The organism is Ruegeria sp. HKCCD6157 (assembly GCF_013110685.1).
Taxonomy (GTDB): domain Bacteria; phylum Pseudomonadota; class Alphaproteobacteria; order Rhodobacterales; family Rhodobacteraceae; genus Ruegeria.
In genome coordinates, this window is record NZ_WVRB01000006.1 from 41865 (window position 1) to 66740 (window position 24876).

Below are 24876 nucleotides of genomic sequence, written 5' to 3' on the forward strand. Positions count from 1 at the left end.
TTCTTTTGTCTGAGGTCGTGGGGATTTACCTGCGGGTGAAGGGTATAGGCCGCGCCGTGACTTAAAAAAACCGCAGAACCTTACCCATAAATCTGCGCGGTGTTTGGTCACAGCTTTCCCATAGATCTGCATGCTCCAGAGAACCCCAGGAACAAACAAGGTCCTCTGGCACAGTTGCTAAACACAAAAAACAGTTTACTCCCAGCTTCCAGAAGTCGAGCGCCAAGTCTTGGCTTCGGCATCCCAAATACTGGCACTGACGCATGGCGTCGGATTGATTCCCTCGCAATCGGATCCATGCACGTCCGCGATGACAATGCGTTGGCTCCCAAAATCAACGACCGTCCAGCCTTGGTTGAGCAAGGAATGCACCTCTTCGCTAATCCAAAAGTGCGACATGCATCCGCCGGTACCACAGTAAAGGGATGCGGCGCTCGAACACGCGAAACCAGACTCATTCAGAACCCAGTCGCGTTGTAGATCTCCGTCGAGATCGACCCTTTCAACCGCGCCCCAGGCTATGTCAAACTGACCGTCGTTGAACTCCGCGCAGGCTCGTGCCGCCAATTCAACCTTCGCCTGCAAACCGGGCGGAAGTTGCGATACATCAGCCGCGACAGCTGGTGAGGTCCAAACTAGTCCCGAAACAAGTACGATCCCGGAAACCAAATACTTCAGCTGGTGCTCTATTGGGGAAACTGATTGGAAGGCGGCGTCAATTGCATTGATCATATCTGAAGTCCCCGTATTCCAGCCAGTTTTCCGCGCCTTCGTTAAAAATCAGAAACTCGGACCTGTCTTCCCCAAGCAGGGCGACGACAAATCCGGCCGGCGGCTTAGAGTTTCCAAAATAACTATAGGCGGTCATGGCTCTGATCAACTCGCCATTGACCGATACTCGCGCGTCCCACTCCCCGTCCGGAGTGTCCAAAATTACCGGTTCGATCACGCGCTCTACCGCTCCGCCACCACAATAGGCGATGCCTTCGGGCGCTTCGTAGGAGGCCCCCTGGCGAGCACCTGAATCGCAGGCGGAACGAAGGGACTGAATTGCCGCGCTGGAACCTTTCAAGTAAAAGATTCCATAGCTGATATCTTGATCAATCATGGACAGATTAACCGATGCATTGGCCGCAAGCTGGTCCAGTACAAAACCATAGTCCTCTTGACTATTGAAACTGACTTCGACGGGATAGTTGTCGACGATCTGCACGGCAGCGTTTTCTGCGCCAACCTGAAATGCCCCAACTTCGGTGGTGCCGTTCTTCAAAAATCGAATGGAAAGCCCCTGCTTCTGCACAATGTCCTGGCTGTCCTCATATCCAGCCGGTGCAAAGCGGATACGGTTACATTGAAGTTCCAGCGTCGTGTTTCCGGTCTGAATAAATGCATTGGGATTAGGCCCGGAGTTGAACGACCACTCCGCTGATGCTGTGGTTGCCATTGCCATCATCAGCGTTCCAATGGAAATCGTTTTGGAACTCATTTTCTCTCTCCATGGAGTTACGGTTCGCATTGTCGTTCAGCAGAAGTTCCATCCAATTGCCCGGACAGCCAGATCAGGAAACAGGTGCGCCGTATTCGTTTGCGCCTTCTTGGGAAGGTCGTGTCAGCCACCAGATCATCAGGATGGACAGAACCAGTTGAAGAATTGAGAAAACAACAATGCCGGTTGCGCCCAAGACTGCCGCAGGTCCTCGTAGTGTATCGGGGTTTTCCGTTCCTTGCTCCAATACCGAGAAGAACGCCACCCCGCCCAGCATAACAAAAAGCGTTGTAATGCTAAGCGCCATCGGCAGCAGCAAGTACCAGCCAGGTCGCCCTGTATCATGCAGCCTCCGCCAACCGGCGGCCAGCATGGGAATAAGAACGGCCAGTTGGAAAACAGAGGACAGAACCCGAGATCCCTGCCCTGTTTCGGGGTTGGTCCCGAATATGATCGTATCCAGCACAGCTAATACGGCACTCACGAGAACCACGAACAAGAAGAACCACCAGTATTCTGATCGTAAAGCCCGACCCGAGAACTGGAAGTATTTCGAAAAACACGTTTTTACTGCTTCAACGAATCCCATGTTTTTGTCCCTTCGTCGTTTCTTTGCGGCGTCAAAAACGCTTGGCTGCGTAGGGAACACTCGCTTTTCTGAAAATCCCCACATTCTTTTTGTTTGAAAGCAAAAGCCTTTCGCACGAAAGCCTAAAGAAATTTACGCGCGGAAAAAATATTGATTTATGAAAAATTAGATTCAAATATGAGAATTCGACGCAACTTTATTTTACCTCCGTTGTTGTCGCTGTCGCCCGTTTTACCGGGCCCTTCCGACTGTCGGAGTGAGTGCTGGCAGTCGGAAGGCGTTTTCAATGATCGAGCGTTGGGAGAACGCGATGCCAAGACTCAAAGCACTAGCTCTTCTTCCAACATGCGCTCCAGCTTTTTCCAGTGCGGTCACGCGTTGTTGGCAGTGCATGCGATCAACGCAATATTGTTCTGCCGGCCAAACCTTAAGCGGCAAGTCTTTTGGGAGCAGCAGTCACCAGTTCGAGGTATGCACGATTGGCCGCTTAGGCGCTGGAGCTTCAAAACGTCGCCTCCAATTCAATTGAGATCAAAGAACCCAAGGGAGAAGAAAATGACCAACAAAATGGTGATGGTTGCAGGCACGACATGTTTCGCACTGCTTGCGGCCTGCGACGATACGGGTACATCAAGCGCGTCTGCCGAGCTCACGCCCGCTCAGCAAGCGTGTTTGCGAGACGTAGCCAACACAACGAACAATTCGCAAGTCGTTGTGCTGTCGTCTGCGTTTAGCGAGGCGGGAACCCAGGTCACCGTCGGCGTTGGCGAGGATCGTGCCCCATGGAACTGTATTGCTTACAGTGATGGCGCCACAGCCGGTATCGAGTTCCTGGGCGACGAAGGCGCATTGTGACCTGCTTGGTGCGTGGCTGAACACGGCCGCGCAGCACTGGCTCGCTCATCGGAAAGCTCGACTTGGTTTGTAGAATAGCCACTATCGTATTCGCGATCCTTTACCTGTTGGCGTTGATTGCGTTCATGACGGGTACATTTGGTTGGTTGGGGCAAGAAAAAGACCCTTTGTCCGGGGTGTTCCTTTTGCCGTTGGGATTGCCTTGGATACTTCTAGCGGACTTGGTCTCGGAGTCGACCAAACCGTGGTTCGCAGCGCTCGCACCGGTTTTCAATCTTTTAGCGCTGGTCTTGATTTGCAGATGGACACGCAGTTTGCGGCAGCAGTGAACGCCTAACGCATTCTCACCAAAAGGGAGGAAAACATGGGAAAAGTGATCTTGGGTATCGTGATCGGGCTCGTCCTCGGCGTGGTTGGGGCGATGACCTTGGGTGGAGGTGCCGCGATGGGTGTTGGCGTTGCGACAGGCTTGTCCGCCGGTGTCTGCTCTACATTGAAAGGCGCACAAGCCGAGAACCTGATCACCGCCGAGCAAGCGGATCAGATCCTCAATCGCGTGAATTCCGAGATGGCATCACTGCAAGGAATTGAAACGACGGACGAGATCGTCGGCAGCGCAAAGGCATGCGATGAGTTTCTGTCCAAGTTGCGGGAAGCGAAGTGAAGTTCCGCTTTGTACAGAAGAACACTGTAAGGATTAGCCAACAGGGGACAATCTGATGAAACTCCGTTCACTGAACCTCCTCACACCCATGTTTGCAATTTCGGGCACAGCTGCTCTTGCAATGTCGGAAGCCGATGACGCGTGTATCGATCATTTACGGCAAGTTGGTGGGCCAGACGGTCAATCCGGTACGATTGAAAGCTCAGAGTTTTCCGAAGCTGGCACGCTGGTCATGCTACGTGACGCAGGTGGGACACTTTGGCGATGCATCGCGTACAAGGATGGAAGCATTGGAGAGATGTCGGTTGTCGAGGCGATGGATGATGGTGGTGGAGCTATGGCCGGCGCCGAAGGATCTACTGAAAGCCAACGCGTCAAATTTGATGCTGGTTCAACTGGCGCCGAACTCGTTGGCCAACTCGCGCCCGGAGCGTCCCAGCAATATGTCCTTGGCGCCAAAAACGAACAGTTCCTTTACGTTCGCGTTGCTCCACGAAATGGCACCTTGGACTACGTTATTCGAAACCCCGATGGTTCTGAACTGTTGGGATTGATGTCGGCGGACAAGGAGTATCGAGGGCAGCTGTGGCAATCCGGTGATCATGTTGTCGAGGTCATCAACCGCGGCAACTCTTCCGTCGGCTACAACGTAATTTTCGGAATTGAATAGGTGATCGACGGAAAACCCTGGAACGGCAACTCAAATCAGCTAGGAAAAAACAGATGAAATCCAAAGTCTTTTTGGTGATCGGTACAGTGTGTATTTCTGTACTCTCAGCATGCGGCGAGAGTGGCGGGTCCGTGGATGCGAGTGCACCAACTGTGGGCAGCTCTAGCGATCTTTCGTCATTTGAAGGGGCCAGAGCGGGTCAGGCTGAAATGGGCATCCAAAGTCTTGGGTTTGAACTTATCCGAAGCGAAGGGCTGACCTCTTACTGGTTTAACAAAGATACCGGCGCATGTGCGCGGATCACGACATCTGAAGGAAGGTATTCAGATGTAACTATGCTGCCATCAGGCGACTGCTGACAATTTTCAACAATCCCAAATCTGAAAAAAAGGAGCTCTAGTTTGCATTTCGATCTGGCACATGCGGCGGTCATCGTTGTCGCTTTGATTATCACAAACCTGGCATTGAAGTCGGCCGGCGTGATCAACGAAGAAAACAAACACCAGTGGAATTGGAAAGTTGTTCTGGCCTACTTCGTGGTCGTCGTTATCATCAATCTGGTGTGGCCAATTTGAAGCTTCACGGCGGGACGCTAACCGCCACCAAAGATGTTTACGGTGAATGTGTCTCTCCGAGAGATTACCGGCTGGAAAAGTGTGAGCATCACGGGCTGAATACAGAAAGGAACACGCATGCGGTTTTTGACGTCACTCATATTCATTGGTGTTCTGGCAACCGCTGCGACTTCTGACGTCACCAGCCGAAACGGTGGCCCTAGCAACAGCCAAATGCTTTCAAAAAGTGGCGACGGAGGGGTCGATGGCGTCGCTTTCTTCCGCCCAGTCTTAAGCGGTGTGTTGTATCGATCCGGTTTCAAGGGCGGCGACAAGGATCGAACGGGTCTGAGTGACGTTCAACGCGAAACCTTTTGCGAAAAAGGGTTTTCAACCGGGTTTTATGCCGACTTCGGCAAAAACACTCAGTACGGCCGCACCAGTTGTGGGAACGGATCCTTTGACTATCAGAGCGCCAAATCCTCCCGTCCCGGTGCCGTCATGGCATCCATACACGAAGTAATTGAACACCCGGGTAAGGGCCCTGTTCTGGTGCACTGCATGTGGGGCGTTCATTCCTCTGGCGCACTGTCGGCAATGGCGCTTGTTCAGTTTTGCGGTTGGACGGAAGAAAGGGCCAAGGATTATTGGAATGATGCCCGAAACGGGGCGCCTTGTTCAGGCGGGTGTGACCAGTGGATTGACTCAAAATTCTCCAAGTTCAGTGTCGACCCCAATCTGAAGATTTCCGCCGAAAAACGGGCTGCGATTTGCCCTAGATGATATCCGGAGGACTATTCAAATGAAGTTCCATCTTCTGGGGTCTCTTGCTTTCATTGCACCCACCATCTTGTGGGCGAGCGACGATGTTCTGGGTGAAGCCACGACTTTTGATAGCCCTAACGGATTTACTGAGCGCTGTATTCGGATCGAAAAAGTTCCAACGGGCGCGTATAAGAAAAGCGATCTTGAGGAAGAAACAACCTATTGCGAGATTGATTTCAATGCCTCCGAAATTGCTGTTTGCCCAAAAACCTGGAGCACCAGCCCAGGAATGGCGATCTACGACATTTCCGAAGGACCCTACGCCGGGAACCGTTCCGAATTCGAGAGAAACGCTTGCAAAGAGGGGAAGGCGGCAAAAGATCTGGCAAAGGACAGGGTGGCTAAATTCAAATCCACCATGAACCAAAAGGGCACAAGTGGAACGTTTTCCACCTCTTCGCTGCTCTACTACCATTTCTCCAGGTATTTCGACGCGACGGTGAACGTTCCGGTGGCGGTCTGGCGTAGCATGGACGCTCAGGCGCATCTCACCGAGGTCGCAGAGCCCGGCCTTGCGATTTCTGGTGGCTCTCATGGCGGGCGCATGAACCATGAAGGCTGGCGGGTATTCGTGGCTGCGGATGCCGATCCGAACTCGTACCAGCCAACCGATGATCTGTTCACCGCGGATCGAACGCAGATATACGGTGTCCTGCTTGACAGCCCCGGTCATCGCTATGGCTCAGAAATCAACGGCACTCGTAGGTCTGGCTGGGGGAAAGGTCAAAACCGCGATTTTCAGGAAACACCCGCCTTCTTGGCCTTGCGGTCTTCAAAACCCTTGCCCGAGGCCATTGCAGAGGGTGTTAGGGAAGGTCGAAAGGATCGGCAGATCAACAAGGACCTCGGGCCCGATGTCAGCGACCAACAGATGGCATTTTGGATGCAGGAGCTTACCGAGATTGTTCTGCTCGACTTCATCTTCAGTCAGCAGGACCGCGTAGGAAACATAGACTTCACACCCTATTGGTATTGGGTCGAAGACGGAGACCTGAAGCACAAGAAGGCCAAGCACCATAAGCCAAACGATGGAGATGTTCCAGCCGACGCATTATTGATCCGTCGCAGCAATCTAAACGACAACGATGCTGGTGGGCGTGTCGAATATGCCAACTTTGCGAAATCCACTCAGATGCTGGAGAAAATGCGACACTTTTCTCCAAGCACTTACCAGCGCTTGTTTGCTTTGAATAACGACCTTCAAACGCAAGGCCCGATTTATGACTGGTTGTCGCAAAGCTTTGGCCTGTCAGATAGGCAGATTGCGCAAGCCGTTAAAAATACAGCGCTGGCAACGTCCATTCTCCAGAGCAATTGTTCAAAAGGTGTTTTGATGTTCGACTTGGACCCCGTCGCATTCTTTTTGAAAAACGACACCGAGGTAAAGGCTGTGGACTGTAATGACCCGTAAGCGCTCCGTCACCGCGGCGGTGTTGATTTGGTCCGCTCTGCTCACCTGCAAAGCGGCGGCATTGGATGTCATCGTCATATCGGATCTGAATGGAAGCTATGGTTCGGTAAGATACGATGCCCGCGTCGACAAGGCGATTGAGCGCATAATCGAGATTGATCCCGATCTGGTGGTTTCGACCGGAGATATGGTTGCGGGTCAGCGCATTCCCAACTTGTCAGACAAACAGGTCAGAGAGATGTGGAAGGCGTTTCACAAGGCGGTGTCAGACCCGCTGGAGGCTGCCGGAATTCCATTTGCGGTCACGCCGGGAAACCATGATGCCTCTGCCTATCGCGGGTTCGAACGTGAAAGAAAAATATACGCCGAGGAATGGACACCGAGAAAACCAGACGTCGCTTTCCTGGTTTCGAAGGACTATCCGTTCTTCTACGCGTTTGAGATGCAAGGCGTCACGTTTGCGTCTTTGGATGCCACGACCCTTGGGCCGCTATCCGGCGATCAGCAGGACCAACTTGAGGAACTGGGGGCGAATGGAAACCCGATTGTCACTTTCAGTCACCTGCCGCTTTGGCCCTTCGCGATCCAGCGCGAACGCGAAATCATCGGTGACCCGACACTTGAGAAAATCTACCTGCAAAGCGGGGTCGTTCTGCATCTGTCCGGCCACCATCATGCCTTTTACCCAGGCTGGAAAGACGGTGTGGCTTATGTTTCGCAAGCTTGTTTGGGCGGTGGTCCACGACGGCTGATTGGTGATAATGCCAGATCACCTCACAGCTTCACTCATGTTACGTTCCAGCCGAACGGAGAGTTTGGGATAGCAGTATATCGAGGGCCCGATTTCGAAAGGTCGGTAAACTTCAAGTCGCTCCCGAAAGAGATCAGATCCCCGAATGCGGTGTTGAAACGATTGGACCTTGTGAAATAACTAGAGGCTGAGTTTCAACTCAACTTTTTCGGGGACCAGATCGTTTATCATCTCTTCGATCCGGGCTTCTGAAAGTCCACCCGAAGTAATGAAAAGCAATAAAACGCGAGACTTGCCAGGGACGTGGTGTTTTCTGACCAGCTTCCAGCCAGCGTCTGCGGCCATGGCTTCAATGGCGCCGCTGACGTTCAATGAGTGTTCTTCGTCTGAAGCTTTGAGCGAAATTTCCACGCCCTTGTTACGTCCACCGAGCCAAATGAAACACCAACAAACAACTGCCACCAGCGTGGCCATCAGCGGCAAGCCCAAACCGACCGCAAGACCAAGAACAGTTACGACTATCATTTCGACGGTGTCTACCGGATCATCCAGATTGGAGCGAAACCTGAGCAAAGCTCCGATGCCAAATATGACAAAACCAATCATTGATCCGTGCTGAACCACCAGGAATCCAACAGCCATGCCAATAAGAGCATAAAGGAAGAATAGCCTCGGCATGACCAAGTCGCCGATGCTTCTACGGGCTTTGCGTCTCACCGGATGATAGACGATCAAGCCAGCCAGAATGATCGTGACCACCACATCGAGAGTAAAGAAATACAGTTCCTGTTTGCCGCGAAACTGAGTCCATTGGCGTTCGATCAGAATTTCTGATTCCGAAGCTCCGGCCAGCATCGTTGCAGGGTCGATTTGCGACACCGCAGCGCCTGGCAACAGCAGCATCAACAACACGGTTTTAAACGGGAATGTCGTATTCAGCTTTTCTTCCTTCCTGCTCAGGCCAAGGGCTTAGGCTTCACCACAGGCACATCGTGCCCCATTCAATTCAATCGCAACAAGCGGGATCAGGTAAAGAGTTCAATGAGCATTCTTCCGACATCGCATCTGAGTTGTGATAAGAACGCGATAAAGGGATGTGATCCACGGGCGAGAAAACTGAATGGCAGAAAACAAAGTGTTTCCGTCAAAACCTGAAATTTCACGGAGCTTCTTTATGCTTAGACGGCTCGCTTTTGCGCCCGGGTTAGTGGCGGCAGCCTTCCCGCTGTGGGCTGATCCTGCATGCGCCAAAAGTGCTGATCTGGTTCTGGTCGATAGGTTCAAGGTCGCAGACAAATCAGAAGGGTTTTCAGAGCCTTCAGGTCTGTCGCTTTCCAGCGCTGAAGGCTTCTTGTGGTCTGTCAGCGATGCCGAACCTAAACTGCATCTCCTTGGAATCGACGGGGCATTGGGAAACTCTTTCAAGTTGCCATCACTGAAGGGATCAGACCTTGAGGGTGTCGCTTTGCGAAAAGATGGATCTGTTTTGGTGCTTCAGGAAACTGACCGGTCAATTCTAGTCGTTCACCCAACCGACCCCATTCAACTTACAACGGTTCCACTTGCTACTCTCAAGGGTTATTCGGATGCAGCTGAAATGCTCGTCGGCAATCCATTGAACAAAGGGCCTGAGGGCATCACAGTCGATCCGGACACTGGGCGAGTATTCGTGGTCATCGAAGGGAAACCGCGGTTGTTGCTGGTATTGTCACCAGAGCTGACGGAGATCGAGGAAATCACCCCTTTGGATCGCGAATCTGGTTTTATGTCCGATCGCGTAAATGACGATGAGCTGGATGTAAGCGGATTGGCTTGGTCTGCGTCCTCAGGAGTATTGTGGATTCTGAGCGACAAAGGGCGCCAGATTTTTTTGTACAATCCCGAGACGAGAACGGCAGAGACAATAGAACTAACTTATATGAAAGACGGCGACCGTAAGGTTGTAAAGCATCCAGAAGGGATCGCCCTGGATGAGCCCAATGGACTTCTCTACATCCTGACAGATGATGCCGAGAAATCGCGACTGTATGTTTTTGATACTCCCGAATTTTGATAGCTAGAAAACGAAGCTCACACCGCCATAATGGCTTCCGCAAGTTGTTGCAGCTTGCTTTGTACGCATCTACCTTTGTCCGCCTCAATCAGAACCTCCGTTGTAGTGTGGCTGGGACTAGGCGACCTTGATCCAGCGCAGGACATTGCGCGGGTAAACTTCATGTTCACGTCATACGCCGCAAAAAGGCTTCAGCCGTCGTGACATGCTTGTTTTTGACCTCTGGCGACATGCGCCCAGCCGTACGGCACATCATCGCCCAACGGGGATTGCCAGCAAGTCTATCGGTGTGTTTCAGGATAAAGCGCCAATAAAGCCCGTCCCAGATATCTGCCCAGGGCCCTTTGCCCCAATGGCTCATTTTGCGAATGTAGTTTGAGCCGGAAAAATACGGTTTGGTGGTGATCAACCCGCCATCGGCATGCTGGCTCATCGCGTAGGCATTGGGAACCATCACCCAATCATAGCTGTCGACGAACATTTCCATAAACCAGCGATAGACATGGTCTGGATCAATCTCACACAGAAACATAAACCCTCCCAGTACCATAAGGCGTTCAATGTGGTGGCAATACCCGGTTTCGAGCACCCTTTTGATCGTGTCGTCCAGCGGATCAATACCAGTGGTTCCGTTGTAGAAAGAGCGATGCATAGGGCGATGATGGCCCCAATGGTTTGTAGTGCGCATCTGCACACCAAGGTTCTCATAGGTAGCACGCATAAACTCGCGCCAGCCAATGATCTGGCGGATGAATCCTTCTACCGAGTTCAGGGGAATTCCCTTGCGATCAGCATGCGCCAGGGCAGCGTCCAAAACTTGCTTCGGCGTCAACAAGCCAATGTTCAAAGCAGGCGTAAGAACGGCATGCCACAGCCAGTTTTCCCCCTCGACAATAGCATCTTCATAGTCGCCAAAGTGTTCGAACCGCCGTTCCAGAAACTGCGCCAGCCAGTCGGATGCAGCTTTGTGTGACGTCGGATAAAATAGCGTATCCAGGCCACCCAATGCATCTGGAAATTCAGCGATAACGCTCGCTTTTGCAGCTTCATCAACTGCGTCATGGGCAGGCCAGTCGATCCAAGGCAGGCTGCCCAACAGCGCCTTGGGCACTTTTTTGCGGTTTTCCTCGTCAAAACTCCATTGTCCCCCGGCCGGTTGGCCGCTGTCCATCAACACGTTCAAACGGCGGCGTTGGCCCTTGTAGAACTCCGCCATGAACCAGCGTTTTCGACCGGCAGACCAATCCAGATTGTCGGCCCGCGTATTCATAAAGCCGGGGGATGGCTGGATATCGAGCGTGATGTCGGTATTGCCAGCCGCTGCCCGAAAACGTCTTTCTGCAATGAAGTCTACTGGATCAGCCATGATCACTCGGCTGACACCACGATCACGCAAGTTTTGAAAAAGTCGCAGACATGCACCCGCCTGCCGCTCAAAGGGCCAGATCGCAGCATCAAAGCCCTTGGCGACCAAGCCATCGCGATAGCGCGCCATTGAGGCGCGGTGCAGCCAAAGCTTTTGCTTGTGCATCGTGGCGGGATAATACGCGTCGCCAAAGAACAGCGGGTCTTCGAAAAGCACAACAGTATCGGGCCGGGCGGCCAGGCCCGGGTGTTGGGCAAACAATTGGTTGGGAAGTAAAAGGGCGGCAGTGGACATGGGCTATGGTCTTTGTTGGGTGGCCAAGTTCAGTTGGCGTAGAAGCGACGGGATCTTCTTTCGAAGGCCGAAGAACCCGGCCTTCGCATGAGGCCATGTTATAGCGTCGTACGGCCGCATTATCCTGTTCAAAGAAAGGCCTGCGTCTCTCAATACAGGTTCCGCACGATCCAGCCGTGACTGAGTGGGACCGACAGGCGCATAGGCTGCTGCAATGGTCGCAACACCTGCATTCCGTGCTGCCTCGATCAACGCACCACACCAGTCCTCGGTCGATTGCCCGAGTTTTCCGTGGGGTTCCAAAGCGTTGCTCATCGCGCCCTTGGCAAAATCCTGTACAACGTCTCCCAACGGGTTTGGGGATCGGCCATGCGTCGCCAAAAGTCCGATCTTGGCAACAGGCGATGTCGGCATCAATTGATGAGCTGACAGATCATCTTCTGTCAACAGCAACAGATAAGGGCTGTCTGAGGGCATGTGCGGACTTGAAAGAGGAACGAGCGGGTGATCTACCGGCTCGGTCAGCGGTTCTGCAAATTTGGCCAGGCCTTTAGGTTGAAACCGTCCTTCAGTGTATTTGGCAATATTGTCAGGGCGCGCGAGGTAAGTTTTGCCTTTCGTGTGCAATCCACCAACCCAGCGCCAGCTCAGCGTGTTCGATGCGGGATCGCCATCCAGCAAATGTCGCAAAAAGAAATCCGCGCCAAGCTGCCAGGGTAAGCGAAGTGAAAAAATCCAGATTGATGCAAACCACATGCGCGCATGGTTATGAAGGTAGCCTGTCGCCACCAGTTCCCGCGCCCAATGGTCGAAACAGTCGATGCCGGTATTGCCGTTCACTGCATCATTGAAACGGGCCTTAAGGCCCTCATCATCCCTTAATCGCTCACAAGCGCTCAGCAAATCCCGCTGATACAGTGACCAGACGCTGGGCCTTTGTTCCAGCCAACCCTTGAAGTACGTGCGCCAAAAAACTTCTTGCACGAATTTCTCCGCCGCGTTGAAATTATGCGACGCTAAAACCGTTGCCAGTACTTCTTTCTCTGTTATCAAACGGTGGCGCAGCCAAGGTGACAAACCCGATACATTGCTGCGACGCTCAGTCCCAAAATCGTAGTTTCGCGTACTTGCGTAATGGCGCCCGGTGCGTCCCGCGAACTGCTTCAGCCTTATAAGACCGTTGGTCCGTGTGGGTTTGAAATCGAACGTCTCTTTCGCTTCATCAAGTTCTGAAAACATCTCGGTCATGCAGCCGATCTGCATTTTTTCGAGCAGTATTTCACCTCATCCCAAACGTTTCCCCATTTCTTGCGCCACGTGAACGGGCGCTGGCAGACCGGGCAAACCTTCTGGGGTAAGTCGGCTTTCTTGCGCATCTTCATCACTGATCCTCCAGAGGCAGGCTGAGTTGCTTTTGATTTTGAGACGCCCGCGCGACTTTGCGAGGATTCCGCCGATTCTTTCGGCTGGCGTGTTTTGTCACGATGGCGTGTGCTTCGGAACGAAACTCCGCACTTCGGCGCACGCCCCAAACCCGCTCGCGCGCGGCCTTGGCTGCCGCTAGATGGTCAAAAACACGCTCTGGATAAAGCGTTCCAATGATGTCTTTCGCGTTGTGAGCTTTCCAGGGTTCATGGATATGCTGATCCGCAATTTGGGACAATTCCGGCAACCATGTCCGAATGAACAACCCTTCTGGATCCTGATCATAGCCCTGCTTAACCGGATTATAGATGCGCACGGTATTGATGCCAGTGGTGCCTGATTGCATCTGCACCTGACTCCAGTGAATGCCCGGCTCATAGTCGGTAAACATGCGCGCCAAATGCTCACCCGGGGCCCGCCAATCCAGCCAAAGATGATAACTTGCAGTGGCCATCACCATTGCGCGCATCCGAAAGTTAAGCCAGCCCGTTGCCTGCAATGACCGCATGCATGCGTCCAGAAATGGATATCCCGTTTCTCCGTTGGACCATGCGGTCAAGAGCTGGGCATCTGGCGCTTTCGGTCGAAGACCATCGTAGAGCCGATGCAGATTTTCAAATTCAATCCGGGGTTCATCCTCAAGTTTCTGAATAAAATGGCAATGCCAATGCAAACGGCCCGAAAACGAGCGAAGCGATTTACGCCAATCCTTTGCCTGCGGCGGCAACCGGCGTCTCTGATTTTCAGTAGCTTGCGACACCTCGCGCATCGAAAGCGCACCCCAAGCCAGATAGGGCGACAGCCGCGAACACGCAACGGCCCCCTCCAAGGGGCTGGACATTTCGCGTTGGTACCTTTTGCCACGGTGGGTCAGAAAACTGCTCAGACGTTCCAAACCCGCAGCTCGTCCACCGGCTTGACGACCAACACATGTATCATCCCGCAAGCCAAGGTCGCGCCCCGTGGGAATATAGCCTGGTTCTAAGTCGATATGCTTAAGCGCAACTGGTGAAGCAACGGGCAAAGCCATAAACCGGTCCCAACGTTCCGCCCAGCCATCGCGAGACCTGAGCCTGCGAAGAACGCCATGGTTTTGTACTTCGTGCCACCGCACGCCGTGGTCCCTGCACCATGCAGCAACCTGACGGTCCCGCTGATAAGTCCAATTGTTTCCTGTTTCTTCATGTGACCAAAGTACGTCTATCAGACCACGATCTTTTAACTTGGAAAGGACCGCCAAAATTTGTCCCGTGCGCACAATGAGTGGTTGTCCCAGTTTCCCAAGGTCATCACGCAACTCAGCGATTGTCTCAGCAACAAAGTTCCACTGCCGTGTTGACGCGTCAGGTTGCTGCCAAAGCTCAGGTTCAACCACATAGAGTGGCAGAACTGGCCCGACCTCAGACGCTTGCGCCAGTGCCGGATGATCATTTACCCGTAAATCCCGTTTGAACCAGACGACCTGCACGATACCTCCGTTTTCAAGGATTGTACGCATGGCCACTAGAAATGGATCTATGTTCCAGTCTTCCTCGCGTTCCGCTAGGACGTGGTTTTTTGCAGAGAAGCCATTGGCCTTCGGTACATGAATGTCGGAAGCGTTCGCGAACCCACCGAAAGCACGTGGCCAGAAGAAAAAGACCCCGACAAAGGTGACATTGGTAAGTGATCGCTCTGGGCCCTAAACCACCAAAAAAGGAGCGGGTTAGCCCATCTCTGTCTTATTTGAATTTCTGATTTCTGAGTAAAGGATAAAGAGACCAGCCCGTCGATTTGAACGCTACAAGGCACGGTTTGCAACGGACCTCAGAGCATCCGCCCCGAAAGCACTGTAAACGGGAGAGAGAGGTAATCAAACGGGACCATGTTGTTTGCGCATCGAAGACAGTAAGCTTGACTTATGCGGTATCAAGCCCCGTGGATCATGAGCTGCGCCAACCGCTGAGCTTGTGAGATTGCCGTAGTCATCTTCTGGTAGGGCAACTTTTCAGTGCCTTTCGGAAAACAGCGAGGTACCTACAAACCCCTCACCCTATTCGATAAAATTGCCCGCACGCCTGCAATTCGGGCGACGCAATCGCTAAAATTTTGCTAGCATCATCACAAGTTGCGGCCTCATAACGCATCTTTATGTCACTGCTGAACCCTCGTTTCTTCGGTATCTGCGCTAAGTCTTGCAACGGGACGGATGAAGCCCGCAAGACGAGGTCAAACAAAATGGACAAAACGGACAAAGCTGAGGTTGCGCTCACATCTGATGACGCCGCACCCCATCATTCGTTTGCTACGGTTTATTACGACGGATCTTGCCCGCTTTGCTCCGTTGAGATCGAGCACTATGCCTCCTGCGAGGGCGCTGAACGCTTGAGGTTTGTCGACGTTTCAAAACCCAATGTTCGAATTGATGAAGATCTAACGCGGCAAGAAGCTATGGATCGTTTCACTGTGCGTCGACCAGATGGAGAACTAGTATCCGGTGCACGCGCGTTTACGGAACTGTGGGGCACTTTACCTAAATGGCGTTGGCTGGCACGGGTGGCAAGCTTGCCGGGGATAACGCCTTTGCTAGAGCTTGCATATCGGTGCTTCCTGCCACTAAGACCGATGCTTTCGAGGATCGCGTCTTGGGTCGGAGTGAAGTCGGCTAACGAGACAGGTTCGTCGACATGATCAATCTGGACGATGGTCGTTTTCAAGGACTGGTTTGGCTCGTCAAACGGGGGCTCGAACCCGCACTTGGCAACACTCGCATCATACTCGCGCTTTGTTTTGGGTTGGTCACGCATATCGGTGCCGCGGGTTCTGCTATTGCTCGGTTTGCTGGGTTAGGAAGGATGGAGGTCGTTCAGATGACATACTTTGCAAGAAGCGCCTTTACAGGCAGCGAAGCACTCAATCGCGTGACCAACATGAATATCCCCCCAATCTTTCGCTGAAGGTAAAGAATATCCATTCGCATTGGGGGCGGGATATACCCGGCCCGGGCCAAGGCCATGCCTTCCTTTTTCAGGTGGTTAGAGAGCGTTCGGTCAGAAAAATCAAATTCATTCGCGGATAGAATAGCGTCGAAAACACTGCGGATCATTCCGTGGATCCGGTCGTCGAACGGGCCATCACCTTCAACAATCTTCAATTGGAAGGCAGCGTTACGAAGCTCTTCGTCATCTTCCCGCAGGCCTGCACGCAGCAGATGCATATACCCATCAATTGCCAATGGTTGCAGGGCTCGGGCCGCGCCAAAATCCAAGAGGCTGATCTTCCCATTTGACGGGTTGTATCGGTAATTGGCAAAATTTGGATCGCTTTGCATGATACCGAACTCGAAAACCTCGCGCAGCGTGAGATCGATCAAGGCTTCTGAGACTCGATTGCGTTCCTCTCTGGTCGCATCACTCACGGTCTCGATAGGGCGACCTTCCAGAAAGGACATCGTTAGAACTTCGGGAGTGCTCCAATCCGGAAAGAACTCCGGAATTTCGAACGCATCATCACCCTGCAAGAGGTCAGCAAAGCGGCGCATGTGCCGCCCCTCGCGTTCATAATCCGTTTCTTCATGTAATTGACTGCGCGCCTCTTGGATATACGGCCCCAGATCAAAGCTTTTGGGAAGTAGACCGGACATTCGAACCAGCGCAGCCACATTGGCAACATCGCTGTCGATACTGCGAGCGATACCGGGATATTGCACTTTGATCGCCACATCGCGCCCGTCTTTCAAAGTTGCACGATGTACTTGCCCGATACTCGCAGCCGCAATGGGCCTTACATTGAAAGTTTTGAAGGATTTGCGCCAATCTGTACCCCAGTTTTGGTTCAGGACGTCACGCAATTGCTTCGGTGGCATGAAATGCGCCTGATCCCGTAAACGTGCCATGATGTCAGCCAGCTCAGGTGGCAAGACCTCGCCCGCATCCATCGAAATGAGCTGACCCACCTTCATCGCTGCCCCTCGCATGCGCGAAAGCTGATCCGCGATCCGTGTCACGTTACCTGGGGTCATCAACAAACCACGCATATCGGGTCGCGCACCGCGACCGATCTCTCGAAGGGCGCGCACTGCCACGTTTCCTGCAATGCCTGCCGTCATGCTGCTTAAACCGGCAACACGGACCAAACGGCTTGTAGGAACTGCCAAAGAGGTTGTTGAGGATTTAGGGTCAGTCATACATCCTCACCAAAATTCCGTGCCCGGAGAGCCTTTGATGCGACCTTTCAAATTCTCGGTGACCCAACCTCCATAAAAGTCCCCGGGTTGCGGGATCACACGATGCTTGCCAACGAAACAACCGTCCATAAGCCCGGCGTAAAAGGCGACATAGCCCTTTATCTGTTCAAACCTGGTGGTTGGTTCCTCATAACTCCATGCGGCTTTTGTGGCCTTGGCCGCCCCGCTCTGAACGTCCCAGTAACTCGCAACGCCCTTCCATTCGCAGTATGACCTGACCGAGGTTTTTGTCAGAACGGCATCAATGTCATGCGGTGGGATGTAGTACGTTGGGGCGTGGTGGGTCTCGAGTACCTGAAACGCCTGATCGGTTTCTACGATTGTTCGACCGCCAAACTCTATCCGCACGTTATGGGGCACCTCCCGCAGCGCAGGTGGCCGCGGATAGTCTTGCACGTCTTCAATTGTCAAAGCTGTCATTGTGGAACCGGGTTGTGTATTAGGCTGTTCCTTCTTCGAGATAGCGCGCCGACAGCGTTATTCTAGCGAAAGAACTTTCAAAACAAGGTAGGCGAACTTGAACCACAATTGGGCTTGGTGTCAGCTTTGATCGGGCTGCACTGTTAGACCGACTTTGCAGCCCGAACCGTCAAAATGAATGTCCTAAGTCTGCCAGTTCGCCAACAGTTCACCCATGCGCTCTAGGCCAAGGTCGAGATTGGCAGCAGCACCTCCTCCGACGCCTAGTCGGACGTGGTTCTGCATCCCGTAAGACGAGCCCGGCAAAAGAAATGTCCGATACGGACCGGCGAGCAAGCGTTTGGCGAAAACATCGCCATCAATCCCGTCAAGCCGTGCCAAACCAATCAATCCAGCCTGAGGTTTGACCCAATCGAGGCGGGGTTGTTCGGCAACAAACCGATCAAGGCGTTCCAGTGTTTTCATCCCAGCTGCCCGCGCAGTTTTCATTGACTGATTGTATCGGTCAGGCCTTAAAGCGATTTCGGCAATGACTTCACCGAGTATATTCATAATCTCGCTAGAGTTTTCCCGCAGAGTTATGGCATCCCAAATCAGATCGGGATCACGGCAAATCATCCAGCCGGTGCGCAGCCCCTGGAGCCCCAATGCTTTGGAAACGCTGCCCGTCGTGATACCTCTCGGATACAAACCGGCAATCGAAGGGGCACGGGACCCGTCCCATTCCAATCCTGCGTAAACTTCATCAACAACCAGCCATGCGCCGACACGGTCTGCAATTTGCACAAGCCTTTCCAGCTCTGCCCGGGTCATCAGGCGGCCGGTTGGGTTATTGGGGTTGGTGACAAAGATGAGCCGCGTGCGTTCCGTTACTGCGGCTTCAACTTCTTCCAGCGGCAATACCCAACCAGCGCTCTCTTCTCGGTCTACAACTTTGAGAGTCGCGCCAACAGCCTCTGCCAATACGCCCGCTTGCGGCCAGCCCGGGCGTTCTGTTACGACTTCGTCACCCGGTTGGACCAATTGCATGAATGCAAGATAATTGGCTTCCGCAGCGCCTGCGGTGATCAGAACATCGTCTGGTTTGCAAACATCAGACAAGCCTGCGCGGTCCAAGACATGTCGTCGTAAAGCAGGCAGGCCCCGAAAGCTTTTTTGGTTCCAATCCAGCGGCAGTGCTGGGTCCAGCGCATCCATAAACTCACCCAAACACGGCGACGCAGACAAGGAAAACCCAACGAAAGCTTCTGGATCCGCTTCGGTGGTATCCAGCAGGTACTGAAAAAGTGTGTGTATCTTGACTTTCATGCTGTACTCAAAATCCTTGTAGTCAATCAGGGAGAGAGTCTGTGCAAGCAGAAGGATTTGTCAAAGGGCGACCGAGTGACTTGGCAGTTTTGGACTACGGGCTATTCAAGGTCCATTCCACCGGCCGCATTATTGGGATCTGCGGGTTTCTGATCCGGACGGACTTAGGAGAAGCAATACTCATCGACACTGGGTTTCCTGAAAAATACGCGACCGATACCGACGCCGCAGTCAAAGAAGATCGATTGGACGAGTTCGGCGAGGTCCTGAAGTGTGAACCAGACAATCTGCCACGCGCACAACTGGCAAAACTCGGACTGACTCCGTCAGACATCACATTGCAGATTTGTACGCACACTCATATCGACCATATCGGCGCATTGGCCGACTTTCCAAGCAGTCCAATTCTTATCTCTTCCGCGGAGCGAGTCTTGCCTCGCCCATTGTATTGGGGCGATATACGGCCTTTGGAATGGCCCGATCAGGATTATCTCTTGGTTGAAGGCGACGCAGAGATTGGACCGGGCATCTTCGTTTTGGCCTCACCCGGTCATGCGCCTGGCCAGATCGCAGTAATGGTCGATCTTCCTTCGGGTGCAATTTTGTTAACGAGTGATGCAATATCCCGACCGGCAGAAATCGACGAGAAGTTTGCAGGCTCATGGGACGAAGATGCCGCAATTGCCAGCGCAGACAGGTTGATGCGTCTAGCATCCGAACGAGATGCCTTTGTAATCTATGGGCATTGTCCCAAGCAGTGGCCCATTCTGAAGAAAGCACCAGAAGTCTACCGTTGATCCCAACCTGCGGCTCACTTTTCCCGAAAAGTGATGTCGCGCCTGCCAGTTATCTGACGTCGCGCCCTTGATTCAGAATAATCACGTTCCCGCTGGAAACATCACCGGCCGGCGAAATTAGAAAACTGACCCAAGAGGCGATTTGCTCGGGTAGCATCGCGCGACCATGCGGCATGGCACTAACGGCTTTCTCCAAGACTTCCTCGGTCAAGACATTGAACAAGGGTGTTTCCGTCATGGCAGGTGCCAGCGAATTCACACAGATTTTTTCGTTTGCGTATCGACGGGCAAGGTCTTTCGTAAGGGTATCCATAGCAGCCTTTGACGCCCGGTAGTGCGGAGGGTCGAAAACATCGAAATTGTAAGCTCCGTTCGAAGAGATATTCACAATCTTTTTGGTGCCTTCGCGTTCCAACATCAACTGAACCGCCTGCTGGCAACAGTGGAACGCAGAATTAAAGTTGATTGCCATCTGTTTCTCGAGTTCCTCGGGCGGAATGTGCGGGAAGTCGGACATGAAGCAGGTGCCCGCGTTGTTTACCAAAGCATCCAGACCGCCGTGCGCTGACTTAATGCCATCAAACGTCTGAGCGATAGCCATGGAATCCGTTAGGTCGACGGAGATCGGCGTGAAATCTGGGCCTAATTCTGTTGCCAGTTCGTCCAGACCCTCTTCATTAAGGTCCAGTCCAACGACGTGGAACCCATCTGCCCGCAATTGGCGGCAGATGGCCTTCCCCATCCCTCCCGCGGCGCCAGTCACAACCGCTGTTTTCATAGCAACTCCTCCCACCTTGGCATGAATTGGGGTACTTCGAATTAAAGAAGGAAACTCACAACCCTTTTATCTGAAAGCTGGGAAAGTCAATTCTGCTTGAATTCAGTGCCCGCCCGTTTTGGGCTTTATGCGATCATTCCCTGCTGTCTGCTTTCATCATCTGCTTGCCGTCTTTTTTTAACTTGAAGGCAAGCCCGGCACTCAAGTACTTCTCGATAACACTGCGGATGGCCCACGCACTTCTCCCCCGCAGAACGGGACTACGCGCGTTAGGAAAGTTTAACTAAGCCTTCGCATTGCAGTTTCGATTTGACCACAAAACTTATCAATATCGCGCTCCAGCATGTCGCTTTCTCGGGTCTCATCTCTGACTGCGGTTAGTTCATCTACAACAGCCCACGCTTCCTTTTCTGGAGCCGCTTCAGCAATGCGCACCAAAGCTCGAATAAGGGCGGCCGTCACGAGGCCATTGCCCCGGGCGGCGCGTCTTAGAGCTGGCATCGAGTCGTTAAACAACGACTCTGCCGTGATGGATGGGTAAACCACCCGCACGGCTCCGTCGTCATCTCGATACACACCCGTGCAGAGCTTGGACGACCACGCACGGGCCAGAGAGGCCGATAGACGGTCGATGCAGACAATTGCGGTAAACGTGTCGTTGACACCCGGCGACAATGCCCGAAGTGCGATTTCAACGAGAAGATGGACAGAAAAACGGATATCTCCGTTAGGGTCTCGCGCGGGGATCAACGGAGCTGCCGCCGGCACCAGATCATTGAGGCTCTCATCGCAATCACCATAAACATTGGCCAAAATGTCCGATGGAACCATGAAGTCACCAGGCTGCACATCATAAACGACGATTGCTCCTGCTTGTTTGGCCGCATGCACCAGTTCTTCGGTGTTGATCGAGTTCACATAACCAGTGCCCGAAGCCGGGACATAGCGCGTGTCTCCCTCCTCAGGGATTGCCTCTGAAGATGGAATATCTGCACTGTTTTCGATCGCGGTGCTCACTTGGCGATCCAAAGCTTCAGAAATCCGCGCCGCCTCCTGATCAATGGTTACGCGCGTCGATACTGTATGGACGAAGAGCAGCAGCAATAGAACTGAGACGATCGAATAGATTATACCAACCACCACGGCTAGGTTCACTGATGTGTCATCGCGTACCAACCACAAGATCATCAAGCTGTATAAAAACGTTGCTCCAAGTGAACCAACTGCAATCTGATTTACCCTGTCTTCGCCAAAGCGTTGCAAGAGCCTGGGGCCAATAGATCCAGCTGCCAAGGTGTAGACCAGAAGAACAATGGAATAGACCATGACCAATGCGGACATGGATGCTGCTGAGATTGCGCTCAGTACATCGCTCGCAGTGCGATTCGAAACGCTGAGCCAATCGGAAGCGGACCAACCCCACGTCACAAGCGCTTGCTCGGTCTTGAAGACAATCCCAGCCACCACAAGACCTGAAAGACTTATGGCGGCAGGGATGGTTAGGAACCCGCGAAAGTATCTCACTAATTCTCTGGGCGTTTGCATTCCAGTCCCCATTCACAACACGCTCTTTCTAAACGAACTCTGCTTTACGTGAACCGGTCGGCCGCTTTTTTCAAAGCACTCTGCATGTCATTCCATGCAGCCTCGTAGCCCTCTTTGACGTCTTCCCAGGCCTCGTCGCTGGTCGACTTCAACTCTTTCAGCTGAGCTTCTGCGTCAGACCTTACCTTGTAGAGCTTGCTGAGTTGTTCCTCGAGCTCGATCTTGGCATCCGCTTCCGCCACTTTCAGCTTGGCTTCAAGAACATCAATCTGGGCATTCCAACTATCCAGTTGCAGCTGTGCCTTTTTCTCGTACCCAACACGTGTCATGAGTTTTCCTTTCTTCTCAAACGGTGGTTCAGATCGACGGGAGCCGCCCACTAGGCCGCAACAATCGCCTTGAGCATCCAGACTGCTTCTTCATGCTTGGCCATCCTGGCGTTCATCAGATCCTCTGTAGCCCCATCGCCATAACGGGCGGCGGTCGCGGCAGTCTCACGCAGGTTTCGGGCGATCGCTTCATGGTCTGCAACCAACTGCTTGATCATACCTTCTGCGTCTTTGACCGTTTCTTCTTCGGTCAACTTTGCCTGGCTAACCATGTCAGTGAACGAAATCGGTGCCACCTGACCCAACGCGCGCACGCGCTCGGCCAATTCATCAGTGGCCTCAAACAGGTCACGATACTGACGCTCTGTCAGCTCATGAATCGGCAGGAAAAGTGGGCCGACGACGTTCCAATGCGTGCCTTGTGTCTTCACCATCAGGATCATTGTATCGGCCAGTATTTCCGTCACCGCGTTGGCGATCCACGCATTTTTGTCGATGCCTGTATCGTTCGTTTCTTCCTGAACTTCAGACTTCAAAACTTGCTGTATCATTTTCACTCCATTTCGTTTCTTACAGAGTCGAAACTAGGGAGAAAATTGTAAATTTCAAATAAAAACATATACTTATTATAGGTATGCCACGCATAATGGGGCGCTTCATGATCATGGGTATCCAGCCCAACATGCCAACATTGATGTAGACACACAGGCCCATTGCCATACATGCTTGGAGTAACTGACGTAAGCTACTGAGGTCATGCCAGTGTCTGATCAAAATCGACCACCAAAGCGCACTGAAAAACTGCAACTAATGCTCGACCTCGAAGAGCTTAAGGCCATCGATGATTGGCGGTTCGAGAACAGAATGCCATCCAGAGCGGCCGCCATTCGTGAACTTATCCGTCGCGGTCTGATTTCCAATGAGTTCGAAGAACCACCTACTGACGCGCCTTCCGGTGAGTTTCGTGTTGTGGACGAGTGATAGAAGCATCCACAGCGCATTTCGTCTTTGGAAGGACGTGACACTGACCCGACCGAACGTTCCGGCGCGCGAGAAATTGTATGCTGATCTTGTTGCATACTACACACGTGACAGTAGGGCGATAGCCGCAATCCACCGGAGTATTTTGGCGATTTTCTGTACTATGCAACACAGTGCTTTGTACCCACCTGCTTCGCGAGGGAACCATTCGACCTGTCGAGTTAAGGTGAAGTCAACGCTCAATTATTCCACTGGAGCCGATATAGTACGTGGTGGCCACGGAGACCTTTGAGCAATCTTGGTTCTAGGCCGGAAAACGAAAAACCGGTCTGTCCGGCAACCATGGCGCGGGTCACATCTGAAACGAGTATTTCACCTGCCACACCAGCCGTTGTAATGCGTGACGCCTTGTTGACCACGGTACCGAAAAAATCTCCACGTGATTGCACGACATCGCCAGTGTGAATTCCAATACGAATTCCGAAAAACGGCTCTTCGGACACCGACGCAATGGCCTTCTGAATTTTGACGGCAGCCGCTAATGCTTCTTTCGCAGACGGAAAGACAGACAACGTTCCATCTCCAAGGGATTTTACGAACTGGCCATGATGCTTTTCAATGATCGCCGACAAGACCCGGAAATGGTTTTCGATCAGCACCGACCAACGCTGATCACCCAACGCCTCTGCCAATGCCGTACTGCCCTCCACATCAGTGAAAAGTACCGAAGCTAAACCTTCGGTTTGGGTCAGCTCGGGCCCTTCATCGCGTGCGGCATCAATCAGTTTTTGGATGGCCAGCTGTTCCTTACCTACAAGTTCAATATTTGGAGTGGGTACTGAAGCGTGGCGATTGATGATCTTCCAGGCCGCTCCCTCCAGGACAAAAATCAGGACGGTGCGATAGAAGACGGCTTCATCAAAGCCGACAAACTGAATCTTATGGACAAAGGATGACCATCCCGTTTCTCCGTTTTCGAAGGCTTCCGCTTCAATTTCTTCGAAAACGACCGGTGCCGGGATTTCCGCAAAAAAGCCGCTAACCCCATCACGAACGGCTTGCCCGCTCCAATACTCGCCTTCGCCGGTTCCAACGAACCGAAGTTCTTCTGCTTTCGACAGAAAGTTCCGCAATTCCTCAGTATTCTTTTTGGTTCTGAGAATCTCGTACCAACGCCTGGAAACTGCCAGCAGTTCAGGTGAGGAATGTATCATCGCAAGCAACCCGAGACTCTACATGGGAAGAAACTAAGAAGGCCTTGCAAACGGTATCCCCATTTTTCGAACAACGCAGGTCAATGCTGCCGCCGGGATTTGGTCAGATCAAGACTTTTGTGTTTCTTCAGGACATGACCTGAGCCCGTAAATCTCCTCCAGTTTTGCGTAGAGTCTGGTCAACTAAAGGACGGACAAGTGCACGTGGGATTCATCGGCGAACAGATCATTCAGATGATCAACGAACAAGAAGCCTGCGAGAAGACTGGGATGTTTACAAGCACTTTGGGATCAGCCAGAGCACCTTCCACAAATACAAATCGAAGTATGGCGGCA

The 24876-nt window shown here is 52.6% G+C and carries 27 protein-coding genes; 11 read left to right on the forward strand and 16 right to left on the reverse strand.

The annotated features are described in order from the left end of the window. Positions 1 to 195 precede the first annotated feature (195 nt). The 3 genes from GS612_RS16570 to GS612_RS16580 all read right to left on the reverse strand — a co-directional run bounded on the left by GS612_RS16570 (position 196) and on the right by GS612_RS16580 (position 2075). Positions 196 to 732, reverse strand: coding sequence for a hypothetical protein (locus GS612_RS16570; RefSeq protein WP_171641828.1), 537 nt, complete (start codon positions 730 to 732; stop codon positions 196 to 198). Continuing rightward, entirely contained in the window at positions 716 to 1486 is a 771-nt protein-coding gene (locus GS612_RS16575; protein ID WP_171641830.1) for a hypothetical protein, read from the reverse strand. Before GS612_RS16575 ends, GS612_RS16570 begins: the two co-directional genes overlap by 17 nt. Before the next feature lie 73 nt (positions 1487 to 1559). Next, positions 1560 to 2075, reverse strand: a complete 516-nt coding sequence (locus tag GS612_RS16580) for a DUF805 domain-containing protein (protein ID WP_171206323.1) — start codon at positions 2073 to 2075, stop codon at positions 1560 to 1562. 555 nt (positions 2076 to 2630) lie between these two features. Between GS612_RS16580 and GS612_RS16585 the strand changes: the two genes are divergently transcribed. The 7 genes from GS612_RS16585 to GS612_RS16615 all read left to right on the forward strand — a co-directional run bounded on the left by GS612_RS16585 (position 2631) and on the right by GS612_RS16615 (position 7985). Then, positions 2631 to 2930: a hypothetical protein gene (locus tag GS612_RS16585; RefSeq protein WP_152456658.1), complete on the forward strand. Its 300-nt coding sequence runs from the start codon at positions 2631 to 2633 to the stop codon at positions 2928 to 2930. A gap of 364 nt (positions 2931 to 3294) precedes the next feature. Next, a complete protein-coding gene (locus GS612_RS16590; protein WP_171641832.1) occupies positions 3295 to 3594 on the forward strand; it encodes a hypothetical protein in 300 nt (99 codons plus the stop codon). 55 nt (positions 3595 to 3649) lie between these two features. Beyond that, positions 3650 to 4264, forward strand: coding sequence for a hypothetical protein (locus tag GS612_RS16595; protein ID WP_171641834.1), 615 nt, complete (start codon positions 3650 to 3652; stop codon positions 4262 to 4264). A gap of 53 nt (positions 4265 to 4317) precedes the next feature. Continuing rightward, positions 4318 to 4623 carry a hypothetical protein gene (locus GS612_RS16600; protein WP_171641836.1) on the forward strand — a complete coding sequence of 102 codons (306 nt, stop codon included), beginning with the start codon at positions 4318 to 4320 and terminating at the stop codon, positions 4621 to 4623. Between the two features lie 42 nt (positions 4624 to 4665). Continuing rightward, positions 4666 to 4839: a hypothetical protein gene (locus tag GS612_RS16605; protein WP_170755412.1), complete on the forward strand. Its 174-nt coding sequence runs from the start codon at positions 4666 to 4668 to the stop codon at positions 4837 to 4839. A 781-nt stretch (positions 4840 to 5620) separates the two neighbouring features. Next, complete coding sequence (locus GS612_RS16610; protein WP_171641838.1) at positions 5621 to 7054, forward strand: hypothetical protein; 1434 nt, start codon at positions 5621 to 5623, stop codon at positions 7052 to 7054. After that, complete coding sequence (locus GS612_RS16615) at positions 7044 to 7985, forward strand: metallophosphoesterase (RefSeq protein WP_171641840.1); 942 nt, start codon at positions 7044 to 7046, stop codon at positions 7983 to 7985. Before GS612_RS16610 ends, GS612_RS16615 begins: the two co-directional genes overlap by 11 nt. On the opposite strand, the gene GS612_RS16620 is transcribed toward GS612_RS16615, so the two are convergent. After that, positions 7986 to 8708, reverse strand: coding sequence for a hypothetical protein (locus GS612_RS16620; protein ID WP_171641842.1), 723 nt, complete (start codon positions 8706 to 8708; stop codon positions 7986 to 7988). 217 nt (positions 8709 to 8925) lie between these two features. On the opposite strand from GS612_RS16620, the gene GS612_RS16625 reads away from it, so the two are divergent. Then, on the forward strand, positions 8926 to 9858 hold the full coding sequence (locus tag GS612_RS16625) for an SdiA-regulated domain-containing protein (RefSeq protein ID WP_171641843.1): 933 nt from the start codon (positions 8926 to 8928) through the stop codon (positions 9856 to 9858). Between the two features lie 166 nt (positions 9859 to 10024). Here GS612_RS16625 and GS612_RS16630 read toward each other — a convergent pair whose 3' ends face one another. From GS612_RS16630 to GS612_RS16645, 4 genes are read right to left on the reverse strand one after another with little or no spacing between them, the layout of a single operon-like run. Beyond that, positions 10025 to 11518 (reverse strand): cryptochrome/photolyase family protein, encoded by a 1494-nt coding sequence (locus GS612_RS16630; RefSeq protein ID WP_171233602.1) that lies wholly within the window; start codon positions 11516 to 11518, stop codon positions 10025 to 10027. A 3-nt stretch (positions 11519 to 11521) separates the two neighbouring features. Further along, entirely contained in the window at positions 11522 to 12766 is a 1245-nt protein-coding gene (locus GS612_RS16635) for an FAD-binding domain-containing protein (RefSeq protein WP_171641845.1), read from the reverse strand. Next, a complete protein-coding gene (locus tag GS612_RS16640; protein ID WP_174829488.1) occupies positions 12763 to 12900 on the reverse strand; it encodes a DUF2256 domain-containing protein in 138 nt (45 codons plus the stop codon). Before GS612_RS16640 ends, GS612_RS16635 begins: the two co-directional genes overlap by 4 nt. Beyond that, positions 12900 to 14441 (reverse strand): deoxyribodipyrimidine photo-lyase, encoded by a 1542-nt coding sequence (locus GS612_RS16645; RefSeq protein ID WP_216603626.1) that lies wholly within the window; start codon positions 14439 to 14441, stop codon positions 12900 to 12902. Before GS612_RS16645 ends, GS612_RS16640 begins: the two co-directional genes overlap by 1 nt. Before the next feature lie 719 nt (positions 14442 to 15160). On the opposite strand from GS612_RS16645, the gene GS612_RS16650 reads away from it, so the two are divergent. Next, positions 15161 to 15613, forward strand: a complete 453-nt coding sequence (locus tag GS612_RS16650; RefSeq protein ID WP_171641847.1) for a thiol-disulfide oxidoreductase DCC family protein — start codon at positions 15161 to 15163, stop codon at positions 15611 to 15613. Between the two features lie 175 nt (positions 15614 to 15788). Here GS612_RS16650 and GS612_RS16655 read toward each other — a convergent pair whose 3' ends face one another. The 3 genes from GS612_RS16655 to GS612_RS16665 form a co-directional block, all read right to left on the reverse strand. After that, positions 15789 to 16883, reverse strand: coding sequence for an ABC1 kinase family protein (locus GS612_RS16655; RefSeq protein WP_371809358.1), 1095 nt, complete (start codon positions 16881 to 16883; stop codon positions 15789 to 15791). A gap of 231 nt (positions 16884 to 17114) precedes the next feature. Further along, positions 17115 to 17588, reverse strand: a complete 474-nt coding sequence (locus GS612_RS16660; protein ID WP_171641851.1) for a DUF427 domain-containing protein — start codon at positions 17586 to 17588, stop codon at positions 17115 to 17117. A 183-nt stretch (positions 17589 to 17771) separates the two neighbouring features. Next, positions 17772 to 18896 (reverse strand): pyridoxal phosphate-dependent aminotransferase, encoded by a 1125-nt coding sequence (locus tag GS612_RS16665; protein ID WP_171641853.1) that lies wholly within the window; start codon positions 18894 to 18896, stop codon positions 17772 to 17774. A gap of 41 nt (positions 18897 to 18937) precedes the next feature. On the opposite strand from GS612_RS16665, the gene GS612_RS16670 reads away from it, so the two are divergent. After that, positions 18938 to 19693: an MBL fold metallo-hydrolase gene (locus GS612_RS16670; RefSeq protein ID WP_171641855.1), complete on the forward strand. Its 756-nt coding sequence runs from the start codon at positions 18938 to 18940 to the stop codon at positions 19691 to 19693. 49 nt (positions 19694 to 19742) lie between these two features. Here GS612_RS16670 and GS612_RS16675 read toward each other — a convergent pair whose 3' ends face one another. The 4 genes from GS612_RS16675 to GS612_RS16690 form a co-directional block, all read right to left on the reverse strand. Continuing rightward, on the reverse strand, positions 19743 to 20471 hold the full coding sequence (locus GS612_RS16675; RefSeq protein ID WP_171641857.1) for an SDR family NAD(P)-dependent oxidoreductase: 729 nt from the start codon (positions 20469 to 20471) through the stop codon (positions 19743 to 19745). Positions 20472 to 20750: 279 nt separating this feature from the next. Then, positions 20751 to 22028: a DUF2254 domain-containing protein gene (locus tag GS612_RS16680; protein ID WP_371809359.1), complete on the reverse strand. Its 1278-nt coding sequence runs from the start codon at positions 22026 to 22028 to the stop codon at positions 20751 to 20753. 32 nt (positions 22029 to 22060) lie between these two features. After that, entirely contained in the window at positions 22061 to 22345 is a 285-nt protein-coding gene (locus GS612_RS16685) for a coiled coil domain-containing protein (RefSeq protein WP_171641861.1), read from the reverse strand. A gap of 50 nt (positions 22346 to 22395) precedes the next feature. Continuing rightward, positions 22396 to 22896: a Dps family protein gene (locus tag GS612_RS16690; RefSeq protein ID WP_171230326.1), complete on the reverse strand. Its 501-nt coding sequence runs from the start codon at positions 22894 to 22896 to the stop codon at positions 22396 to 22398. A gap of 211 nt (positions 22897 to 23107) precedes the next feature. Here GS612_RS16690 and GS612_RS16695 point away from each other — a divergent pair, with 211 nt between their 5' ends. Next, complete coding sequence (locus GS612_RS16695) at positions 23108 to 23326, forward strand: hypothetical protein (RefSeq protein WP_216603627.1); 219 nt, start codon at positions 23108 to 23110, stop codon at positions 23324 to 23326. A 239-nt stretch (positions 23327 to 23565) separates the two neighbouring features. Here the strand turns inward: GS612_RS16695 and GS612_RS16700 are convergent, their stop codons facing one another. After that, positions 23566 to 24540 (reverse strand): adenylate/guanylate cyclase domain-containing protein, encoded by a 975-nt coding sequence (locus tag GS612_RS16700; protein ID WP_171641865.1) that lies wholly within the window; start codon positions 24538 to 24540, stop codon positions 23566 to 23568. Positions 24541 to 24876: the final 336 nt, after the last annotated feature.

Bases quoted from the DNA above. Each gene is read 5' to 3' on its own strand.
- GS612_RS16635 (WP_171641845.1), bottom strand. From the start codon at position 12,766: ATGACCGAGATGTTTTCAGAACTTGATGAAGCGAAAGAGACGTTCGAT.
- GS612_RS16655 (WP_371809358.1), bottom strand. From the start codon at position 16,883: ATGAAGGTGGGTCAGCTCATTTCGATGGATGCGGGCGAGGTCTTGCCA.
- GS612_RS16645 (WP_216603626.1), bottom strand. From the start codon at position 14,441: ATGCGTACAATCCTTGAAAACGGAGGTATCGTGCAGGTCGTCTGGTTC.
- GS612_RS16575 (WP_171641830.1), bottom strand. From the start codon at position 1,486: ATGAGTTCCAAAACGATTTCCATTGGAACGCTGATGATGGCAATGGCA.
- GS612_RS16660 (WP_171641851.1), bottom strand. From the start codon at position 17,588: ATGACAGCTTTGACAATTGAAGACGTGCAAGACTATCCGCGGCCACCT.
- GS612_RS16665 (WP_171641853.1), bottom strand. From the start codon at position 18,896: ATGAAAGTCAAGATACACACACTTTTTCAGTACCTGCTGGATACCACC.
- GS612_RS16570 (WP_171641828.1), bottom strand. From the start codon at position 732: ATGATCAATGCAATTGACGCCGCCTTCCAATCAGTTTCCCCAATAGAG.
- GS612_RS16620 (WP_171641842.1), bottom strand. From the start codon at position 8,708: ATGCTGCTGTTGCCAGGCGCTGCGGTGTCGCAAATCGACCCTGCAACG.
- GS612_RS16585 (WP_152456658.1), top strand. From the start codon at position 2,631: ATGACCAACAAAATGGTGATGGTTGCAGGCACGACATGTTTCGCACTG.
- GS612_RS16625 (WP_171641843.1), top strand. From the start codon at position 8,926: ATGGCAGAAAACAAAGTGTTTCCGTCAAAACCTGAAATTTCACGGAGC.
- GS612_RS16680 (WP_371809359.1), bottom strand. From the start codon at position 22,028: ATGGGGACTGGAATGCAAACGCCCAGAGAATTAGTGAGATACTTTCGC.
- GS612_RS16600 (WP_171641836.1), top strand. From the start codon at position 4,318: ATGAAATCCAAAGTCTTTTTGGTGATCGGTACAGTGTGTATTTCTGTA.
- GS612_RS16615 (WP_171641840.1), top strand. From the start codon at position 7,044: ATGACCCGTAAGCGCTCCGTCACCGCGGCGGTGTTGATTTGGTCCGCT.
- GS612_RS16685 (WP_171641861.1), bottom strand. From the start codon at position 22,345: ATGACACGTGTTGGGTACGAGAAAAAGGCACAGCTGCAACTGGATAGT.
- GS612_RS16650 (WP_171641847.1), top strand. From the start codon at position 15,161: ATGGACAAAACGGACAAAGCTGAGGTTGCGCTCACATCTGATGACGCC.
- GS612_RS16580 (WP_171206323.1), bottom strand. From the start codon at position 2,075: ATGGGATTCGTTGAAGCAGTAAAAACGTGTTTTTCGAAATACTTCCAG.
- GS612_RS16595 (WP_171641834.1), top strand. From the start codon at position 3,650: ATGAAACTCCGTTCACTGAACCTCCTCACACCCATGTTTGCAATTTCG.
- GS612_RS16590 (WP_171641832.1), top strand. From the start codon at position 3,295: ATGGGAAAAGTGATCTTGGGTATCGTGATCGGGCTCGTCCTCGGCGTG.
- GS612_RS16700 (WP_171641865.1), bottom strand. From the start codon at position 24,540: ATGATACATTCCTCACCTGAACTGCTGGCAGTTTCCAGGCGTTGGTAC.
- GS612_RS16640 (WP_174829488.1), bottom strand. From the start codon at position 12,900: ATGAAGATGCGCAAGAAAGCCGACTTACCCCAGAAGGTTTGCCCGGTC.
- GS612_RS16630 (WP_171233602.1), bottom strand. From the start codon at position 11,518: ATGTCCACTGCCGCCCTTTTACTTCCCAACCAATTGTTTGCCCAACAC.
- GS612_RS16610 (WP_171641838.1), top strand. From the start codon at position 5,621: ATGAAGTTCCATCTTCTGGGGTCTCTTGCTTTCATTGCACCCACCATC.
- GS612_RS16690 (WP_171230326.1), bottom strand. From the start codon at position 22,896: ATGATACAGCAAGTTTTGAAGTCTGAAGTTCAGGAAGAAACGAACGAT.
- GS612_RS16675 (WP_171641857.1), bottom strand. From the start codon at position 20,471: ATGAAAACAGCGGTTGTGACTGGCGCCGCGGGAGGGATGGGGAAGGCC.